Genomic DNA, 19,485 nt, shown 5'->3' on the forward strand with positions numbered 1-19,485 from the left:
CCTCGGCCAAGGGCCCGGCGACAGAGCGTGAGCGGGTCGAGGGGCGCGGTGGGCCGCTCCGCCGGCGACGGCGGCGCTGGCCTGCGCCTGCGCCTGCGCCTGCGCCTGCTCATCTCAGGCCCGCCACGCCCGGGGCGACTTGGCGATGGCCCGCGCGCCGGGCGCGAGGCTGAGCCCCGCGCCGGCGACGCCGGCCGTGCCTGCGCGCAGGGAGGCCGCAACCGTCCCGGGGCGCTGGCCGGGGCCGGGGAAGGTCGGGCCGAGCAGCTGCTCCCAGGCCGCGAGGGCCTCCTCGGACGGCAGGTCGAGCGCGGCTCGTGCCGCTTCGGCGGCGGCCGCCGCGACCGGGATCGCCCGGGCCCGCCGGTCGTCGGCCAGCAGCTCGAGGACGTCCCGCTCGGGCCAGCCGGGGTCGGGGAGAGGGCGGCGCTCGCCCAGGTGCTCGGCGAGGGCCTCCAGGGTGAGGGCCATGCCCTGGTCGTAGTCGTGCTCACGGCCACCGAGGGCGCCGTGTGTCGCGGCCTCGATGGCGTAGGACGGCAGGAGCTTCTCGTCGCCCTCGACCATCCGGCAGTTCCAGCTCTTGGCGATCCGGACCGCCCGGATGTAGGTCCCGCCGCTGGAGGCATTGGCATCGGCCGCGGCCTGGATCTGGCCCCGTGGGTGCTCGAGCGTCCAGTCGCACAGCCCCTCCTCAGGCTTGTTCCGGCAGAGCCACAGGCGATCGTCGAGGTCGTGCTCGCGGGCCGGCACCAGATCGACCTCGATCGGGGAGCCCTCGATCACGCAGGTGACCGCCCGGACGCCGATCTTCTTGACGCGCCGGACGATCTTGGAGCCCGCCGCGGCTCGGGCGATCCGGGCGAGCTCCTCGTCGGGCGGGGGGCGGTGGCGGACATCGCCCACCACCAGCATCACATCGACATCACCGAGCGGGGCGATCTGGGTCTTGCGGCGATACGAGCCGCTGAGGAACGTATCCGCGACGGGGATGCCGAGCTGCTCGGCGACCTGTTCGCGCACGAGCGGGTGGATCCGCTTGGCCTCGGCATTCTGGTCGCCGGAGACGCGGATGGCGCGCTCGTGGGCCTCGAAGGCCTCCTGGACGCTCGAATCAGCGGAAACGGTGATGCTCATCGGGTGCTCCTTCAGGATCGGGTCGTCGTGCCGATGTGAACTATAGTGTGAAGTAGAGTCATTGTGAAGTATGGTGTGAACCGATGCCAGGAACCCACCCCACCCCACTCTCCGGGCCGATTCCGGCCACCATCCCGCTGAAGCCACCGCCGCTTGCGAAGGTCTTCGTTCAGGTGCGCTTCTCGCCGATGGCGCGGATCGTCCGCGACGAGTTCTTCGCTGACTTCCAGGAGGCGCTGGCCGACGAGTATCCGTCCGCGCTTAAGGAGCACGAGCTCTTCCTGCCGGCTGGCCCAGCGGCCGAGCCGCAGCGCGCCGAGCTGTGGCGTATGCGCGACCAGGAGGACCATTGGAAGCTCACGCTGGCCACCGCCTTCGTCACGCTCGAAACCGACGCGTACCCCGGTAAGGACCTCTTCTTTCAGCGCCTCGCCAGGGTCCTCGAAGCCGTAGCGACTCACGTCGAGCCGAGGCTCGTGGAGCGCGTGGGCGTCCGCTACATCTGTCGGCTCGAGCAGGAGGACGACCTCGTCCGGCTTCCCGAACTCGTGCGGCCGGAGGTGGTTGGAGTCGCCGCAGTGCCTGGAGCGCAGCCAAAGCTGTTGCTGACCCAGTCGCAGTATCCGCTTGAGGAGCACGTCTGGCTCGTCGCCCGCTGGGGCATCGTCCCGCCGAACTTGATGATCGATCCCGGCCTGCCCGGACCCGAGAACGGCCGAAGCTGGATTCTGGATGTGGACGTCTACGAGGAAGTCGAGCGACCCTTCGACGCCGAAGCTCTTCGGACTCAGGCGCTGCGTTTCTCTCGGCTGCAGTACCGGTTCTTCCGGTGGGCGATCGAGCCCGCTTTCCTCCTGCGCTTTGGCGCGGATCCCGAACTTGTCCACCGGCTGGAGGTCTGATGAGCCCCACCCTGACCGAGACGAGCAGGGCCTGGTGGCTAGTCGGCAATGACGCCCACGTCTACGACCCAGCGATGTTTCTGTCGCTGCCGGTCGCCCACACCGGCTGGGATTTCAACCGGCCGCTCGTGCTGCCCGAGGCCATCACCGCCTCAAAGCCGGCGTGGACGCTTTGGGTTGAGGCGACGCACTCGCCCGCCCCGCCTGACGCGGCTGCCCTGATCAGCGAGCTGCGCGACCGGACCGACCTCACCTGGGAGGAGTGCGCGCGCTTGTTCGGCGTGTCGCGGCGCACGGCCCACTACTGGGCGAAGGGCGCCAACGCGATGACGGCGGCGCACCAGCGCCGACTGAGCCAGATCCTCGAGATCGTGCGGGACTTCGATGCGTCAGCGACACAGATGCAGGCGGCATTGCGCTCGAGCGTCGGCGGCCGCTCGATCATCGAGATCATCGCGATGGGCGCCTCGCCAGCCCTGATCAGGGACCACCTCGCGAGCCAACTCGGCCCCGGCCGCACGCGCCGCGCCGAGCCCTGGCAGCCTCTCGAGCTCCTGCCCGAGCAGCCGCGCGACCCGCGCCATGTGCCTGCCCGCTCGCTCTTGCGGTCCGATGCGGCGCCGGTGTTCGACCCTGAGGACCCGACGAGCCGGTGACCGACCTGAGTCCCGCCGAGAGCCGACGGTGGACCCGTGGTCGATGACCAGGCGTTCAAGGAACGTGTCCTCGAGCAGGGCTGGGGTCCCGGAGCGCTGATCCCCTGGAGGGGCGATCTGGCGCACCAGATCGCTACCGCCGGCCTTCGTTCCTGCGACCTGCGGGCAGACGCCGGCGGACCCGTCCAGGACGAAACTCCGCCCGACGGACAGTTCCTGCTGGTCTCGCAACTGTGCGACCTGACGGCACCGGCCGCCTCTGAGCCCTTCGCGGTCGCGCTACCAGCGGGGGCATGGGACCCCGAGCCGGATCGCCCGCTCCCGCGACGCAACTCGGCCAGGTGGCTCGTCTTGGACGCAGATGCGCGCTTGGTCGCGAGCCAGGCGCGGATGATCACCTTCGACAAGCAGCGACTGCCGGATCTCGAGCCGCTGCACGTTCCCCTCAATCCGCAACTGATCTCAACCTGGTGCGCTCGCCGATGGCGCCGTACGCCGCTGCCGGACGCGTTCACGCGGACGATTCAGCCCGCCCTCGAGGACGCGTTGGAGCGCGTCGACCATGCGACCGCGCTAAGTGCCACGATCTGCTGGAGAACCCAGTTCCTGTTACCTGGGGCCGACGGCGTGCGAGGGGTGAGCCTGATCGCCGTCTTCGACCCGGATCTGATCGAGTCGGTCGAGTTCTCCGGCTACGTCGCGGCGGTCACCGAGCAGGTGGACCGTCTCCGCGCCCGCTACGAGCAGCGGTTCGCCAAGCAGGTGACCGGATTCCAGCCGTATCAGCTCATGCCCTCCCAGCCGGCTTCGACGACGCAATTCTCGCTTCAGATGGCGCTCGACACCGAGATGATCAGCTTCGACCATCTCTCACCGGACCTCGGCGGGGAAGCGGCGGACGGTCCGGAGCGACCTGAGCTTCGCGAAGAGGACGTCGTTTAAGGAGAGGAGCGCCCGAGACCCCAAAGCGGCGGACGGGGCCTGGGGGGGCTTGGGTGGGGTGACGAGCGAAGGCACGCCCCGCCTCCGCTGCGGGCCACCACCGGTCTCGCGATCGACATCGCGATGACGTAGATTCCCAACGTCATAGATTCACAATGCGGCTCTGGGCACTGGAGAGGTCATGCCGGTCTTCAAACAACTCAAGTTCTCGCTTAGTCTCCCCCTCGGGGTTGGCGGGATCGAGGGTACTTGGGAGCCTGACGACGTTGAGCGCAAAGCTGCCTGGGAGATGTACGTCGAGCTGATCACGCGCGTGACGATCGTCGAGCTGAGGCCCCGCCAGGGCCTTAATCGTGAGGCCCTCCAATCTCTGCACTCGCTCTTTCAGACGACCAGAGACATTCTTCGGTCGTATGGTCCGCGCATCGCCCAACCCAAGGGTAGCGGTGACTACTCCTTTGGTTTCCTTGCTGCTGTCATCCTCAACGACGTCCTGCGACCCGTGCTTACCGAGTGGCACCCCAGGCTTGAGGACTGGGAGGCGGGGCGTCCGCAGGGCCTATCGCGAACTGAGCATGAGAAATCATGGGAGCACACACCAGAACTGCGGAAAGCCCTCAGCGACATCAGAGAGCCCTTGATCGCATACGCAGACCTTCTCGCGGCGGTTTCAGAGGTTCCGCGGTTGCACAAAGACGCCCTCGAGGCGCGACACCTTTGACCGCCAAAGGGTTCGCAGCCTCCCCGCTTCCTAAGTCTGGCGCCCGCTCCTGCCGAGCCGTCGTATCCCAGCGAGGAACAGAGCGACACGGAGGACGCACAGCGCCCCGAGGCTCCTGGTGGTGGCGGTCACTTCCTAACCGGCCGAGCGTTTCCTCGTGCACGGTCTTTCGATGAGGCCGACCCGTTACGGGGATGCTCCCAAACGGTTCGCTGTGATCGGTACCCACAATGCTGGGAAGACAACGATCTGCCACGGGGTTACTGCGAGGCTTCGAGCACAGGGCCTGGATGCTACGTATTCACCCGAGCCATCCCGAACGAGCCGCTTTCTGGCTTCGGGGATCAGGAACATCACCTCACAGCTGGATCTCTTTGTCCGCACGATCGCGAACGAGCTCGAAGCGGGACGTCAAGCGGCGATCGTCATCTGCGACCGGTCGATCCTTGAAGTGCTCGCCTACAGCGCTCAAATGACAGGCGCGGATGGTCAAGAGGCGAGGCTCGCGAAGGCCATGGTTGCATTCGCCGAAGAATACGTACAGTCCTACGATGTGTTGTTTCGGGTGGGCTGGCGCTTCCCGATGGCGGACTCTAGCGATCCCATCCGGATCGGCGACGCTGGCTTCCAGGAGGCGATCGACACCTCGACTGATGCGTTCGCGTCAAGGTTCGGCTGCGCGGTCGTTCCGCTTCAAAGCCCAGAAACGGCTGTGATGGACATCGAGCGGGAGATCCTCCGCCGCTTGGCCGCAGACACGGCGCCCTCGGAATCCAGCGGAGCAGAGTTGATGTGACTCCGCTCCACGGCCAGCGTGACGTCTTTGTCTCATATGCGAGCTCGGACCGTGACCGCGTCGTGGCACCCATTCTTGGTGCTCTTGATCAGCGAGGGATCTCATACTGGGTCGATTCCCACGAAATGCGCTGGGGTACCGACATCGTCGCGGCGATTGAGTCGGGCCTACGCTCCGCTGAGACGGCGCTGGTCGTGTTCAGTACTGCCTATGTGGACGCCCCTTGGGCACGTCGGGAGTACTCGGCGCTCGTCAGCATGGAGATTCGCGGAGAGGGCGCACGCATTCTCCCGCTCGTGGTTGGGGATGACGACGAGATAGCGAAAGTCCGAGCGGCGTTCCCCCTCGTGCACTCGCGGCTGTTTCACCGGTGGGTGAACGACGCGGACGAAACCGCAAGGAAGATCGCCGACGTCCTCTCGCAGGGCTACCGAATGCAGGAAGCGCTTCGCTTGGATGACGAGGAGATGTTGATCTCCACAGCGTTCTGGGCGGGTCGCTTTAACGAGTCCGTCGTACGGTCTCAGACACTGCTCGAGCTCGCCCTTGCACGGCGCGACTACGAAACGGCTGCTCTTGGTCTCGCCAACCTGATTCTCATCGCGCGAAGTCGAGGGCAGGTAGGTCACGTGCGCTTCCTGCTTCAGAGGTATATGGGTGACATCCCGGTCCGACGCCTTTCTGCGGCGTTCGAGTATCGACTAATGAAGGAGTTGTTCGTATACTATTACGAACAGGAAGCGTTTGATCTATCTGCGCGCTACCTGACGCGTATGGAGAGGCTCGATAGTGAGCTGATGACGTTTACACCGTCAGACGACTGGATTCCGGGCACAGTGCGTTGGCGGAAGGCTCACCTATTGTGGATGCAAGAGCCAACGAGGCGGCGGCTCCGGGAAGGTCTTGCCGTCGCCCAAGACGGGGTCACCTACCTCACGGGGGTACTGCGAGAGAACCCGAACTCCGCCGGGCTTGCAAGCGCGATCTTGAACGTAGGCTGGCTTTATGTGCTAGCCGAGAATCCAGTGGCTCTGGACTACTTTGCGATGGCTCAGGAGCACGCCAGGGGGTTCAGTCCGCGCACTAGGTCCGAAGCGGAACTCGGTGAGATCGTGGCGATGAGGTGGCTACGCGTGTTAAACGATGGCGAGGCTGAGAGTCGAGCGAGAGGAGTTCGCGAGGACCTGCGGCGCCTGGGCTTCCCACCACGAACGTACGCGTTCCTGGGCAGGGTTGCAGACTGGCCTGTCGTCCGGAGGCTGGTCGCCGGCGTCTGAGCCTGCACCCTCAGACGTCCCTGCTGATGCTAGGAGAAGCGCTCCGGGTGGTTCTCTAAGGCAAAGGCCGCCAGGGAGCGCACTTGGGCGAAGGTGTCGAGACCCGGGATCTCGTCATGTGAGAACCACCTGCAAGCCTTCACCTCATCCCTCTGAGGCTTCAGACTACTAGGGATGCCCGGGGGGCCACGAAGAAGAACTGAACAATTGCTGGCTTACGGAAGCCCGTCGTCTCGACGTCCACATAGAAGGGCAGGGGTTCGGCGATAGCGCCCGGATCGTCCGGATGAATCGCTGGTGTGTCCCTGCAGGCACGTACCGTGATGCCGGTTTCCTCATGCGCCTCGCGGCAGGCAGCCTGCGAGAAGGTTTCGCCCGGTTCGAGGTGCCCGCCGGGCGGCACCCAGCAGTCGAACCTCGAGTGGTGCACGAGGAGGACGCGTTGCCGCTGGACGAGGTAGGCGGAGGCAATCATGAGAAAGCCCGCGTCGACAACGCCCGACCCAGAGTCTATGTAGATGTCGTGAACGGCCATGGGCGGATGGTAGCCGGACCAGGTCGGCAGCGCGCAGGCGCCATCCGCGCCGCCGTGGGCCGCCTCGTTGCTGGCGATCTGCCGGGCCACGCACCCTCCGGCCGCCGGTGGCACCCTCCGGCCGCCGGTGGCACGTGTGCACGGCCGCCCGCTCAGTATGAGCCGGTTGCCCCGTCTAAGCTAAGTACACGCTGGGGCTCGCGGCGAGTCCGGGAGACCCACAGCGTCGACGTGGTGTTGGGGGCCTCTCCGCGGAGCGTCGCCAGCGGGCGGGCACGGCCTCGCTGGGCCTGCACCGGAGGAGATGTCGAGGCGCGTGAACCCTCAGCGGGTCCGCACGGGAGCCCGGGCACGCTCGTCCGCGATCTGCGGCGCTTGGGCGAGGGCGGCGTCCTCCCAGAGCGGCGCGAGCGGGCGCTGCTCGGGTTCGTGTCCGAGCCGGAGCGCCGACTCCAGCGCCGAGGCGATGCGGTGTGTCGCGTCGGCGTATGAGGCGAGCGTCTGTGGGGCGGCGTCTGCCCATCCGGCGACGTACGGCACCGATTGGCGTCCGGTGTCGAGGCCGACGCCCGCGAGAGTGATGTGGGCGGCGGTCTCGGCGACGACCTCAGCCCCCGCGCGACCGAGCTCGTCGTAGCGCGCGCCGTGGACGTGGGCCAGCTCGTGGACGAGGACGGCGACCTCTCCGTTCGGCGCGAGCGTCGACGCGAGGACGATGAGGTGATGGTGGTGGTCGACGTACCCCTGGGATCGCCCGGGCATGACATCGTGCCGCTCCACCCGGTAGCCGGCGCGCGCCGCATCCTCCTCGAGGTGACGGAGCAGGTGAGCGTGGGACGCTCCCGTGAGCGGCGCGATCGGCGGCGGCTCCGGGAGGGGAGGCCCCTCGGTCTGGGAGATGTCGAACACCGGCACCAGCACGAACCTGCGGACCGCGGCGGCCTCCTCGCCAGTCTTCCCGTCTCGCTCGCGCCGCACCGAAGGCGCCCAGATGCGCAGGGCCTGCTCTCCTCGGCGCACCTGACGCTCGAGCGCGATCCAGCGCCGGTAGCTGGCGACCGTCGTCGCGTCGGGCCGCTGGGAGAGGATCAGGAGCGTGTTCGTGAGCGAGTAGCCGCGAAGAAGCGCCCGCGCCTTCGCGAAGCGCTGCCAGCCCTCCGAGCTCCGTAGGTCCTCGCAGGCCGCCTCGAAGCGGGCGCGTGCCTCCTCGCGGCGCGCCTCGGCCCGGCCACGGCCGGTCTCGGGTGGCGGGTCGGTCAACCCGTCGTCCCAGCAGTTCTGGCCGCCCGGCGCAGGGCCCGCTCGCGGTACCAGGGTCGAAGCGACAGGCGCGCCGGCGGCAGATGCCCGTAGACGAGGATCGCCTCGCCCGGCGGTATCCCCCGCACGGTGTCGGCGGGTGCCAGCCGCTTCTGGCGCGTCCCCCGGGTGCGGCTGGCTGATCCGTGCTCGCCCCGGGTGTGGCTCTCGTAGCCGACCTCCTCCTCGCCGAGCGCCCGCCCGAGGTAGTCGAGAGTGCGCGCATCGCTGATGCCCGACAGGAAGAGCTTGGCCCGGTGGTTGGCGAGGATCGTGTCGGCGGCCTCGCCGTAGCGTCCTCGCGCCTGGGCGAGGTCCTGGAAGACACTCACGACCTGGATGCCCTGCCCGGCGGCCGTCGCGGCGATCTGGGGGAGGTTGCGGATCGGCGCGGTGTTGGCCGCCTCGTCGAGCACGAGCAGCAGCGCGGGCTCGCAGGGGTTCCCCGCGGCGGCCCGGGCGTAGGCGGCTTCCACGATGTGCTCGATGAGTCCCGCGAAGAGCGGAGCGAGGCGCTCCTGATCCTTCGCGGGGGCGATCACATAGAGCGTGCTCTGTCCGTCGAGGACCGCCTGCTGGTCGATCTGCGGCAGGGTGGTGCTCCGCAGAACCGCCGGGTCGGAGAAGGGCGCAAGCACGGCCTCGGCTGTCGCGTAGACCGACGAGAGGGTCCGCTCCTCCCGGCGGCAGGTCGCGACGAAGGCGGCGTGTGCGTCCGGCTCGCCGAGCTCTACGAGAATCCTGCTGACCGCCGTCTGCTCGCCCGAGTCGAGCCAGCCGACGACATCCCGCATCGAGCCGCCGTCGCGGCCGGCGGCGGCGAGGAGCAGCGGTGCGATTAGCTTCGCCGCCATCTGCAGCCAGAACTCCGCGTCGCGCCCGCCCGCCGCCCCCTGCGCGCTCGTGAGGTTGTGGGCCATCCGGCGGGCGTCCGGCCATTCGGCGCACGAGGCGACCGGGTCCCATCCGACGAGCCCCTCGTCGTCGAGCCGCGCGGCGCCAGTCGGGTCGTAGATCAGCGCCTGGCCGCGAGCCCGTCGCGCCGCCAGGGTGTGGTCGAGGAGATCCCGCTTCACGGACACGGCCACGACCGGTCCGGTGGCCTCGAGGATCGCGGGGATCGCGAGACCGGCGGTCTTCCCCGACTGACTTGGCCCGACTACGACCGTGCTCGCCCGCGACTCGCCGGCGACGAGGTGCCGCCCGAGCCGCCCGAGCGTCAGCCGTCCGGGCTGTGCCCTCCGGGCGATCAGCGTCCGCAGGTCGCGTGCCCGCGCCCAGCGGGCGCCCTCGGGAGGTCGACGACGGAGGGCGTCAACGCCGGCGATCCGTCTTACGAGTGAGATCCCCGCCAGCGCGAGCCCCGACAGCGTCGCCACCGCCAGCGCGAGGGTGCCGTAGAAGCCCGCCGGGCCGGGCAGCCGCGCGCGGTCGCCCGCCGGCCAGGCCGAGGCCGGATCGGAGAGCCGCTCGGGCATCCGTGCGAGGACCCCCGGCATGTCGGCGAGCCCGGCGGCAGGCGCGCCCGAGCCGAAGGTGACCCCCGCGAGGTGGCCGAGGCCCCATACGGCGAGCGCCAAGCCCACCGCGCCGCCCGCGAGCGCGAGCCCGAGGGTGACCCACGGGTCCTCGGGCGCGCGAGGTGCGGGCGGCCGGGTCATCGGCCTCCTCCCGCCGTCTTCGCGGCCGGGCGCGGCGCCCGTGGACGGGCCGCCCCGCGATCCTGTGCGCGCTTGCGGCGCTCGGCCTCGAGCTCGGGCCGGGCGCGCTCCAGGGCCCGCTCCACCTGCGCGAGGACGTCGCCGAGGCGGGGCAGGGCGTCGGCGGCGATCTCGGGGGCGAAGCCGACCGCCCGCATGCCCTCCAGTCCGACGATCGCCCGCCCCAGATCGCGCACCGCCAGGCAGAAGCGGTTGTCGAGGCGCGGCGAGCCCTGGAAGCCCGCGACCAGCTCCGCCGCCGCCTGGGCGCGGCGGGCCAGATCGGCCTCCTCGGCGCGCGGAAGCAGCGGATCGCCGATCGTCGCCGCTTGGCTCGCCGGGGCGAGAGGCGTCGCGGCCGGGGTGTGGTCGCTCATCATCAGTCTCCCGGGTCGGGGGTCGACAAGGGGCCACGCATTCGGCCGTCGGTGTCCACGAGCGACCACTCGCGGCGCGACAGACGGTGGTCAACGAGAAACGAGCGCCCGCCGACTTTCCAGAGCGCGGCACCCCGCCAGAGGCCCGCGACGTGCTCGGCCTCGGTGGCCGACAGGCCGACCAGCTCGCGCGTAGCGGCGAGGTCGGCTGGGCTCTGCTGGAGGATCACCCGGGTCTCGGAATCGGAGAGCAGGCCCTCAGCGATCCGTGTCTCGCGCGATCCCTCGGCTCCGGCGGACCGTAGATCGGAAAGGCGGTGGACGACCAGGATGTTGGCCACGCCGTAGGCGCGCGCCAGCTTCCAGGAGCGCTGCAGGAAGGCGGCGGTCGCCGGGTCGGCGAGCACGGCCCAGCCCTCGTCGAGTACGACCAAGCGCTTGATCCCGTCGGCACGAGCGAGGCGTCCCGACAGCCAGGCGCTCACGCAGACCATCAGGATCCCCTGGGCGGCCGATCCATGGAGGGCGGACAGGTCGAAGACCACCACCGGCGTGTCGAGGTCGACCTGGTGAGAGGTCAGTCCGTCGAACATGCCCGCCAGATCGCCCTCGCAGAGCCGGCGCAGCTCCAGGGCGCAGGCCCGTCCCTCCTGGGCGAGCCCGGCGGCGTCGGTCCCGAGCGCGACGGCCGGCTCGGGGGCGGGGTGAAGGAGGTGGTGCTGGACCGCGGGAAGCGTCGGCGCGTCTGAGGCGGCCGCCGCCCGGTAGGCGACGTCGAGGGCGGTGTGCTCCTGCGGGCCGAGAGCCCGCCGCAGCGAGGCCGAGACGAGCGCGGCCAGGAGGGCAACGCGCTCCTCGCGCCCGCCCGCCGCATCGAGCGGGTTGAGGCGCACGTGCCCACCGGGAATCAGGCGGATCGGCCGGCCGCCGAACCACTCGGCGAGCGGCCCGTACTCGCCCTTGGGGTCGATCACGATCGAGCGCCGGCCGAAGACCGCCTGACGGGCCAGGTAGGTCTTCACCAGCGCCGACTTGCCGAAGCCGATCTGCCCGACGATGAGCGCCGAGGGGTTGGTGATAAGCCCCAGCTCGTAGAGGACGAAGGGGTCGAAGCAGAATGCGGCCCCGGAGTAGACCTCGCGACCGATGTAGACCCCCCGCCCCCCGAGGCCGCCCTCGCCCATGAACGGGTAGGCCGCCTGCAGGTGCGCGCTCGTCGCCCGGTGGGCGCGGCGGCGCGAGCGCGTCCTCACCGAAGCCCCCGACAGAGCGGCAGGGTGTAGGTGAAGCTGACCGCCTGCTCGCCCCACATCGGCCGTAGCTCCAGGCGCGAGCCCTGGGCCTGGTGCTCGACGTCGGCGATGGCGCCCTCGAGGTCCTCGGCCGAGCGCGCCGAGATCGTCACGTAGCCCGAGAAGCGACAGCCGGCGTGCCCGGCCGCCGTCTCGTCCTCCTCGTCGAGGACCGCCTCCTGGCGCCGGCGCCGGCGCGCCGTGGCCGAGAAGCCGAGGCGCCCGCGCAGTTCCTCGTCGGAGGTGGCGCTGGTGCGCGCGTTCTCGGCCTGGCGGATCGCGCGGGCTGGATCGAGCGCCTCGATCGTGACCGCGATCGTGCGCCATGCGGTCGTCGTCAACACCAGCGGCATCAGGAAGTCCGCGCCAACGTCGACCCGCGGCCACTCCGAGATCCAGTAGGTGGCGTGGATCGCCCCGTCGGTGCGATAGGCGCGCCACCCCTCCTCGGCGGCCATCGGCCCGGCGGTCGCCGGTGCGACGCCCGCCGGCTCCGGGCCGTCGGCTGCCTGCTCATCGAGGGCCGCCCGCGCGTCGGGGTCGAAGCCCAGGCGGATGGCGCGCGCCACCTGACCGGGCGACAGCAGGCCGCGCACCGGCACCTCGGCGCCGCGAAGGCGCTCGGCGAGCCCCGAGAGCTCGCGAAGTAGGACCGCGCAGCCTCCGGCGTCGCCGCCACCCGCCCGGCGGACCGCTCGCCCTGCACGCCGTCCGTCGACCTGCAGGCAGAGGAAGGTCTCGTGCCGGCGTGCCGGCGGGCCGGCCGTGGAGATCAGGTCGAGGTAGGAGTGGACCGCCGGATCGGAGGGGTCGAGGCCGAGGCCTTCGCGCAGATGGCGGCCGAGCGCGTCCGGCGGTTCGGCGGCGGTGCGCTCGATCCACTGGATGCGCGAGACCGGGCTCGCGGGCGTCGCGAAGCCGGCGAGCACCGACCCCCAGCGCGCGACGCGCCGCTCCTTGTCGGAGAGGTCGAGAAGCGCGAAGGCCCCGGGTTCGACAGCGACGACCGCCGTCCAGGTCGGCCCGTCGCGCACCACCCCGACCTCTCCGCCCGTCAGCGGGACCGCGAGGATCCGCACGCCGCGGAGGCTCTCGGGCAGGTCTACTCCCGCTGCGGGCCACCCGCGCTGTGGCGCGGCCGAACGGTGGCGCAGGCGCCCCGTCAGGCGCCGGGTGGCGTAGTCCGAGGCGATCGCGGCCCATGCGACGGGGGGACGGCCGCCGAGCGAGGCGAGGCTGGCCGCCGCGCCGCCGCCGGCGAGCACGAGGCCGAGGATGGCACCCGTCGCCCCGGGAGCGACGTTGAGCGAGAGCACCAGGCCGAGCAGGCCGCCGGCGATGCAAGCGACCTGGCCCCAGGTGAGTCCGCCGATCGCACCCCCGGCCTCGAGCGGCCCGAAGCGATAGCGGGCGGGCTCACGCTCCATGGCCGCCCCGGACGGGCCGCGCGGGAATGATCGGCGGCGGCGTGCGCGGACGTCGCCGGGCGGGCGCGCCGGGGGCAGAACCCTCGTCTGCTCCAGAAGGTGCGTGCCCGGCGGCCTGCGGGCGCGGGGAGCCGGCTCCCGCAGCCGCGCTCGTCGTCGCTGCCGACAGTCCGGGTCGCCCCGAGGCGCCCGGGCCGGCGCCCGCTCCGCCACCGGGTCCCGGATGCCGCGGGGCAGCGAGTGTCATGCCTCCTCCGCCCGCCCCGCCACCCGGGCCGACCCCGCGCGGGCCGCCGGCGCTCGCAGAGCCGATCGCCCGGCCGGCGCCGTGGCCGGCCCCGAAGGCCATCCGCGTGCGGGCCACGTTCCAGGCGAGCGACGCCCCGGTGGCGCCCGCCAGGGCCTGGCGCGACTCGCGCTGGGGCTGGGCGGCGTCGGCGACCAGTGGAAGGAGCGAGAAGAGGACGAAGGGCGAGAAGGCCGCGAGCATGAACATGCCCGCCCCCGCCAGGATCGCGCTCGGCGAATCCCCGGAGGCGAAGGCCGACAGCCCGAGCGACAGGGTCGCGACGATCACGAGCTTCGAGAGCACCGCCGCCGCCAGGAGCTGCACCAGGCGCCGGATCCAGCCCGAGGTCGCCGGCCAGATCATCGCCGCGAGAAAGAGCGGCAGGAACATCACGGCGATGTAGATGGCCGCCGCCCGTAGGACGAGCTCGATCCAGACGAAGACGGCGGCGATCGCTATGAAAAGGGCGAGCACGAAGGAGGCGAAGAGCGGGATGCCCGAGCCCGGCAGGCTCACGGCCGAAAGCCCCTGGGCGAGCGAGCCGGTGTCCTCCGAGATTCCGGCGGTGAGCTCGGCCGAGAGTGCGTCCGTGACCGCGAGGGCCGTCTGGGTGACCGCCACCGCCAGGCCCGTGAGCAGCATCGCCGCTGGCAGATGAAGGAGCGCCGCGCGCACGAGGAGCCCGGCGTCCTGGCGGAGGAGCGCTTGAACCACACTCAGTAAGAGGAGTGGCAGCAGCAGAATCGCTCCCACCCCGAACATGAAGCCGTAGTGCTCGGCGAACCAGGACGCGCCGAGGTCGACGCGCGTCGTGTCATCGATCGCCTTCGCGACCTGCTCCAGGAGCCACGAGGCCCCGTCGCCGACCCAGCCGGTGAGGCTGCCGAGGATCGCCTGGCCGGCGGCGTCGGCTCCCGCTCCGGCGACGGCGCCGACCACCTCGCCGACGGCGCTGCAGCCATGATCGATGAGGGGCACGTCGCAGGGTGTGGGGGTCGCCTCGGCGCGCTGGGGCTGCGGTGCCAGGAGCACGAACGCGGCGAGGGTGGCGACGAGGATCGCGACGCCGACACGCCTCATCGCGAGAAGGGCGCGAGGCCGGCGAGCCGGGCGAGGAAGACCTCGGAGGGCGTCGCGGTTGCGGCGTTGGTCACGGTCGGGCCGGGGCCGGGCTCATCGGAGGTGAAGCGCGCGACCCGCCAGCCGCCCTTGGTCCACACCAGGTCGGCGCGGCTGGTCGACCACGAGGCGACCACGCGCCCCCCGGGCGCCCCGAGGAGGAGTACCTGCCAGACGGCGACCCGCGCCCGCAGGGGCGAGAAGCTCTCGACGCGATGCCCGAGGGGGACGAGGCGCATGAGAACGCGGGAGGGGTCGGAGTCGCCGAGCTCACGCGCCATGTGGTCGTAGCCGCGGTCGAACAGCGACGCGAGCTCACTGGCGTAGGCGGGCTCCGCCAGCTGGGCGATGACGGTCCTGCGGCGCGAGGGGTCGAAGAGGAGATCCGATCGACCGAGGGCGGTCATTGCCATCGCGGCCGTGGCGACCGCACCCGACCTAGTGCGCTCACCGTTGTCAGTCTTGGCCGACGGCGGGGAGGCCGGCGCCGTTGCACGGGACGCGACTACCGAGGAGGTTGCCGGCTCGCCATCGCCGGCCGTCCACCGGCCGACCGCCAATCCAATCGCGAGTACGAGCGCCGCCGCGCCAACGAGCGCGAGGCGGCTCGGACCGCCGTATGTCTCAACAACCCGCATGGCGCGGCCCCCTCAGCAGATACGGAGACACGGAGCTACTGACGTCCCACGTTGTAAAAGAAGTTGACGAGCTGCGGCGCCATCCCCACCAACAGCGCAGCGCCGAAGCCGAGGAGCACCCCGCGTCGCCCGGCCGAGGCCGCGCCGTGATGGTTCGAGTGGCTGCCCCAAGCCCAGGCAATCGCCGCGACGACCAGTGCGGCTAGCACCAAGATCAGCGACCAACTGTAGAGCCCGTTGACGAGCCCCTGCAGCTTGTCCTGACCTGGCAGGCCAGCCGGATCGGGGGTCGCGGAAACCTGGAGGACCAGACCCTTGACCACGAAACGCCTCCTCGCGTTTAGGCATTACGCCTAATGAGGTGTACAGCGTCATAACTACGTGACGTGACCGGTAACGTCAAGTGCTAGTTGCTTCATAAGTGCCAGGACCGACGGTGAATGTCGCTCGTCCGCCGGCCGGACCGGCAACCCAAGCCTCGATCCGTCAGGGCCGTATGGGAGGCTGGCCAGGTGAACTGGACGGCACCGGCAACGGAACACCAGCGCTTCTTCGACGAGCTCTCGGGCGGAGACCGTCGCCAACTCTGGGCGCGCGACGGGCGGCTCGGGGAGGACGCCGATCTTGTCTACCTAGAGGTCGGCGCAGCCCCGCGCTTTCGAAGCAGCCGACTCGTCCCCCGCCACATGCTCTGCCCCATGCCCGGATGTCCGTGTCCGAGGTTCAAGACGGCGAAGGGCGGAAGCAAACGGGATCACTTTGTCCATGAGTTCGATCCCAACCTCGTGCTCGACCACCACGGGCCGCAGGCCGCGGGCATTCACGCGGCGAGTCTCCTGGCCCAATGGGCACGGGGTGAGGGCATGCGGGTCGAGCGTGGCGGCGGCTCTCCACCTCGCCCCGTCCACCTGAGCACGACGGGAGCCGGGCGTGGGCCGGTCAACCTCGTCTTTGTGGCGGAGCCTCTTTCTCAGTCGGCGATTCGGGACGTTACGGGGAAGGCCGAGAAGGATCGAGCTCGCATCTGCTGGTTCCTCTGGAACCGCCGTCCTCTCCTTGACCGGGCGGGTGGGAGAACGCCCGCCGTGGCCAGCTGGACGAAGGACGCCTTCTCGCTCGCCCGCCACGGAAGCGTCGTGTGGCTGAGTCCTGACCTGCGCCTGGTCGGGATACCGAACAGAATCGGACGCGGACTCGATCCCTCCACGGAGGTCTCGGTCGTGCCGCTTCTCGACTGTCGTCTCGGAGAGCGGGGACCGGTTTCGCCCGACGGCATCATCTCGCCGGCCGCCCAAGGATTCCCGCCAGAGGCAGCCGTCAGCCGCACCAGGGCTCCCAGTCCCACTCGAGTTCGAGCGCTCTGTCGCGCCGCTCGGATCCACGAGATCGCCGTGGTGACGATCCACGGATGGCTAGCGCAGGAGCTCAAGAACGTGCTGCACGACGACGTCAAAGTCAGACATGTCGCGGCTCCGCGCTTCCCCGATCACCTGCCGGCCGCGGCGCGCGCGAGCAACCATCCAGATGTGATCGGCGCTGCGCTCGTCGAGTCTTTGGGCGGCGCTGATCTCGCGGTCATGGTCGATCTGCCCCAGAGCGCGCTTGAAGGGGTGGCTCACTTGTCCCTCCCCTGCGCCCACTGCCGAGTTCGCAACGGCGGTCTCGATGAGCTGCTTCGAGAGGTCGCCGGGTTCGCCGCCGCTCGTGCGGAGCGGCGTCGCTGGGACTGGTAGGTGCGCAGAGGCGGAGAGCGCACCAGGCACCATGGGACTCCGCGGGGGCCGAGACCAGAGACTCAGCCGATGACGACTCGGAGCCGTTTGGCGACGATCGGCGCGAAGCGCCAGCCCTGCTCTCGAGGGACCACCACCCGGAGGCGCACCGAGTACCCGCCGCCCGCCGGGTTGAAGCGATAGCCGAGCGCGAAGCGCCCGCGCCGGTCGGTCCTCGTGGTTGCCAGCGGGCGCCACTCCTCCCCGCGCCGCCACTGCAGCAACACCGACTTCCCGCGCGCCTTCGCCCGCGGCCGGACGACGCCCGAGACGCGGAGAGTGTCGCCGGGCCGAAGCGCCAAGGCACTGACCCTAGTGCGGACCAAGGGGCGCACGAGGATGTAGGCCTGGGTCACAACGAGGGGACGCCCGAGGGCGATGACCCGCCAGACGCCCGGCCGGCGCGGGCGGGCCGTGAAGCGGAAGCGCCCTCGCCGGTCGGTGAGGGTCGTCGCGTGGGTGCGACCGGTCGGATCGAGCAGGTAGACGGTGGCGCCGCGCAGGCCGCGACGGTTCGCGTGGACGAACCGGCCGCGCACGCCGACGGGGCGTCCGTACGTCCCCTCGATGACCGGCACCTTCCGCCGTCCAGCCCGGGTGCTCCCGAGCGCGTGCGCTGACGACAGGCCGAGAGTCTGGATCCGCGAGAAGTTCGGAAGCGCCGCCCCGCTCGCCTCGATGCGGCCGGGCTCGCCGAGCTCGGCGTCGGGTCCCACAAGGACGGTCGGCAGGGCGCTCGTCGCTCCCGGCGCCGCGCGGCCGACGAGGTCGGACACGAAGCTCGTGACGTGCCCGGCGTTGTCCTCGGCCGACAGGTAGAAGGCGACCGACTGGCCCGGGCCGACGTAGTCACCGAGCGAGGCCTCGACCGCCGAGCCGGCCGCGGTGCCCGAGGCCACGACGGGCCCCGCGGTGCCGCCGGCCCGAAGGGTCCACGCGCGGACGCCGCTGGTCGCGTCGGCGACCGAGGTCGTGAGGCGAACCCGGTCGGGACCGCTCGGCGCGACGTCGACGCGGGCGCTCGGGGGCGCTCGGTCGATCCTCACGACCCCCGTCTGGGTCGCGGCGGGGGCCGTGCCATCGCCGTCGGCCTCCAGTCGTACCTGATGGACGCCGTCAGGGATGTCGGTCAGCCCGAACACGACGCCGTGGGCGCCCTGCCCGGGCGCGCCGGCCCACTTCAGCCGCGATGCCACGACGATCCGCTGTTGCCCGATCCCGTCCGAGCCGAGGTTGTCGGCGGCGCTCCAATCGACGCGCATCTCGTCGCCGGTCACCCAGTCCGCCGGCAGCCCCCGCAGGGCGATCGTCGGCGCGTCGAGGTCGCGTACGTTGATCGTGGGCTCGATGATCGACCAGACCCGGTTGGGCTGCTGGCGGGTCTCCGTCTGGCGCAGTCGCAGGGAGACGGTCTGGCCTCGCAGGCTGACCAGGTACGCCTTCGGTGCCGCCGGGCTCCGCGGCACGTCCTGCTCGGCGACCCCCCAGACCGGGTTGCCGTCGCCGAGCGCCTCGAGCGCGATCGAGGTCGGCGTCTCGTGGTAGCGGACCGCGCGCCACGAGATCGACTCGATCGTCGTTCCGCCCCAGGGGGTGCGCAGGTCGATCTGCCACTTGGCGCCCTGGAGCGACGGCGCGGCGGGCGGGCAGAAGACACCGAAGACCGCCCCGTCCTGGCGCGAGTTGCACTGCTCGTCCGGTACCCGATGGTTGACCAGCGCCCCGACGCCGACCGCGTAGAGGCTGCCCTCGGTCGCGCTCGCGAGGGGGGCGAGCGCCAGCGGCGCCGTGAGCGCCGCGGCGATGAGGGCGCCCCGCGCCCTCACGAGGCGCCGCCGAGGTTCCACGGGCCGGGCTCGAACTCGCGCACCGCGGGCGGCACCGCCGCCCAGGGGTCGGCTGGCGCCTCGCGCACGGGCGGGCTCGACACCAGCCGGGTCTCGGCGGGCGCCGGAGTCCTCGCCGCCCGCTCACGCGCGCGCTGTCTGGCCGCCGCGCGCTTCTTCTTCTGTTCGAGCGCGGCGGCCTCGCGGCGCGCCTGCAGCTGCGATGCCTTCAGGGACCTGTCAAGTCTGGCGATCCAGGCCGCGTCGATCTTCGCCGAGGGCGTCGCCGGCGCGGCGGTGGGCGCCGTTGCTTCCTCCGGCCGGCCGAAGTCACCCGCGGGGGGCAGGCCGATCCCCCCGGAAACGGTGACCACCGTGAGGATCACCGCGCCCAGGACGCCGGCCCCGGCACCCGCGCGTGCCCCGAGCGACAGGCGCACGCGTCGTCCGGAGGGGCGGCTCGGCGTGGGCGCGGGGGCGATCGGCGCGCCATCCGGCGGCGAGTCGTCGCCTGCCACCGAAGGAAGCGGAACCAGCACGCTGTCGTCGTCGAGCGTGAAACCCGGAAGCGGCACCATGTCGACCGCCTCGGTCGGCCAGATGGCCGAATTGGAGTCCTCGCTCGCAACGGGCCCGTCCGAGAGCCAGGCGAGGTCCGGGCCGCGGTCGTCTTCGGGGATCGATGGGTCGAGCGGAGCGTCGCTCACCAGCGGACCTCAGTGGGAGACACGGCGAGTCTCGCGCATCATCCCCGTCGCCCGTCTTGACGTCAAGTGAGTG

Annotated in this window: 19 protein-coding genes; 7 read left to right on the top strand and 12 right to left on the bottom strand. The window is 70.9% G+C overall.

Features of this window, described 5'->3' with window-relative positions; all coding sequences use genetic code 11:
• Positions 1-114 precede the first annotated feature (114 nt).
• Positions 115-1,137, bottom strand: coding sequence for a nucleotidyltransferase domain-containing protein (locus IU369_RS03175; protein WP_217923122.1), 1,023 nt, complete (start codon positions 1,135-1,137; stop codon positions 115-117).
• 83 nt (positions 1,138-1,220) lie between these two features.
• On the opposite strand from IU369_RS03175, the gene IU369_RS03180 reads away from it, so the two are divergent.
• From IU369_RS03180 to IU369_RS03205, 6 genes are all read left to right on the top strand, one after another.
• The gene (locus IU369_RS03180; protein WP_217923123.1) at positions 1,221-2,039 is read left to right on the top strand and encodes a TIGR04255 family protein; all 819 of its coding nucleotides are present in this window, start codon (positions 1,221-1,223) and stop codon (positions 2,037-2,039) included.
• Positions 2,039-2,695 (top strand): helix-turn-helix domain-containing protein, encoded by a 657-nt coding sequence (locus IU369_RS03185; RefSeq protein WP_217923124.1) that lies wholly within the window; start codon positions 2,039-2,041, stop codon positions 2,693-2,695. The genes IU369_RS03180 and IU369_RS03185 overlap by 1 nt, the downstream gene beginning before the upstream one ends.
• A 36-nt stretch (positions 2,696-2,731) precedes the next feature.
• The gene (locus IU369_RS03190; protein ID WP_217923125.1) at positions 2,732-3,637 is read left to right on the top strand and encodes a hypothetical protein; all 906 of its coding nucleotides are present in this window, start codon (positions 2,732-2,734) and stop codon (positions 3,635-3,637) included.
• A 181-nt stretch (positions 3,638-3,818) separates the two neighbouring features.
• The gene (locus IU369_RS03195) at positions 3,819-4,358 is read left to right on the top strand and encodes a hypothetical protein (protein ID WP_217923126.1); all 540 of its coding nucleotides are present in this window, start codon (positions 3,819-3,821) and stop codon (positions 4,356-4,358) included.
• 172 nt (positions 4,359-4,530) lie between these two features.
• Positions 4,531-5,154, top strand: coding sequence for an AAA family ATPase (locus tag IU369_RS03200; protein WP_217923127.1), 624 nt, complete (start codon positions 4,531-4,533; stop codon positions 5,152-5,154).
• Entirely contained in the window at positions 5,151-6,431 is a 1,281-nt protein-coding gene (locus IU369_RS03205) for a toll/interleukin-1 receptor domain-containing protein (RefSeq protein ID WP_217923128.1), read from the top strand. The genes IU369_RS03200 and IU369_RS03205 overlap by 4 nt, the downstream gene beginning before the upstream one ends.
• A 160-nt stretch (positions 6,432-6,591) precedes the next feature.
• Here the strand turns inward: IU369_RS03205 and IU369_RS03210 are convergent, their stop codons facing one another.
• The 9 genes from IU369_RS03210 to IU369_RS03250 all read right to left on the bottom strand — a co-directional run bounded on the left by IU369_RS03210 (position 6,592) and on the right by IU369_RS03250 (position 15,430).
• Positions 6,592-7,056 (bottom strand): NUDIX domain-containing protein, encoded by a 465-nt coding sequence (locus IU369_RS03210; protein WP_217923129.1) that lies wholly within the window; start codon positions 7,054-7,056, stop codon positions 6,592-6,594.
• Between the two features lie 234 nt (positions 7,057-7,290).
• Entirely contained in the window at positions 7,291-8,226 is a 936-nt protein-coding gene (locus tag IU369_RS03215) for an ArdC-like ssDNA-binding domain-containing protein (protein ID WP_217923130.1), read from the bottom strand.
• A complete protein-coding gene (locus IU369_RS03220) occupies positions 8,223-9,926 on the bottom strand; it encodes a type IV secretory system conjugative DNA transfer family protein (RefSeq protein WP_217923131.1) in 1,704 nt (567 codons plus the stop codon). The genes IU369_RS03215 and IU369_RS03220 overlap by 4 nt, the downstream gene beginning before the upstream one ends.
• Positions 9,923-10,342 (bottom strand): hypothetical protein, encoded by a 420-nt coding sequence (locus IU369_RS03225; protein WP_217923132.1) that lies wholly within the window; start codon positions 10,340-10,342, stop codon positions 9,923-9,925. The genes IU369_RS03220 and IU369_RS03225 overlap by 4 nt, the downstream gene beginning before the upstream one ends.
• A gap of 2 nt (positions 10,343-10,344) precedes the next feature.
• Positions 10,345-11,595 (bottom strand): hypothetical protein, encoded by a 1,251-nt coding sequence (locus IU369_RS03230; RefSeq protein ID WP_217923133.1) that lies wholly within the window; start codon positions 11,593-11,595, stop codon positions 10,345-10,347.
• Positions 11,592-13,061 (bottom strand): SCO6880 family protein, encoded by a 1,470-nt coding sequence (locus IU369_RS03235; RefSeq protein ID WP_217923134.1) that lies wholly within the window; start codon positions 13,059-13,061, stop codon positions 11,592-11,594. Before IU369_RS03235 ends, IU369_RS03230 begins: the two co-directional genes overlap by 4 nt.
• Entirely contained in the window at positions 13,051-14,430 is a 1,380-nt protein-coding gene (locus IU369_RS03240) for a TrbL/VirB6 family protein (RefSeq protein WP_217923135.1), read from the bottom strand. The genes IU369_RS03235 and IU369_RS03240 overlap by 11 nt, the downstream gene beginning before the upstream one ends.
• Entirely contained in the window at positions 14,427-14,882 is a 456-nt protein-coding gene (locus tag IU369_RS03245) for a hypothetical protein (protein WP_217923136.1), read from the bottom strand. Before IU369_RS03245 ends, IU369_RS03240 begins: the two co-directional genes overlap by 4 nt.
• 260 nt (positions 14,883-15,142) lie before the next feature.
• On the bottom strand, positions 15,143-15,430 hold the full coding sequence (locus tag IU369_RS03250; protein WP_217923137.1) for a DUF6112 family protein: 288 nt from the start codon (positions 15,428-15,430) through the stop codon (positions 15,143-15,145).
• A 189-nt stretch (positions 15,431-15,619) separates the two neighbouring features.
• Between IU369_RS03250 and IU369_RS03255 the strand changes: the two genes are divergently transcribed.
• Positions 15,620-16,840 carry a hypothetical protein gene (locus tag IU369_RS03255; protein ID WP_217923138.1) on the top strand — a complete coding sequence of 407 codons (1,221 nt, stop codon included), beginning with the start codon at positions 15,620-15,622 and terminating at the stop codon, positions 16,838-16,840.
• 62 nt (positions 16,841-16,902) lie between these two features.
• Here the strand turns inward: IU369_RS03255 and IU369_RS03260 are convergent, their stop codons facing one another.
• A complete protein-coding gene (locus IU369_RS03260; protein WP_217923139.1) occupies positions 16,903-18,705 on the bottom strand; it encodes a carboxypeptidase-like regulatory domain-containing protein in 1,803 nt (600 codons plus the stop codon).
• Positions 18,702-19,412 (bottom strand): hypothetical protein, encoded by a 711-nt coding sequence (locus IU369_RS03265; RefSeq protein WP_217923140.1) that lies wholly within the window; start codon positions 19,410-19,412, stop codon positions 18,702-18,704. The genes IU369_RS03260 and IU369_RS03265 overlap by 4 nt, the downstream gene beginning before the upstream one ends.
• Between the last annotated feature and the right edge of the window lie 73 nt (positions 19,413-19,485).

Origin of the sequence: Miltoncostaea oceani, assembly GCF_018141545.1 — a bacterium.
Lineage (GTDB): Bacteria > Actinomycetota > Thermoleophilia > Miltoncostaeales > Miltoncostaeaceae > Miltoncostaea > Miltoncostaea oceani.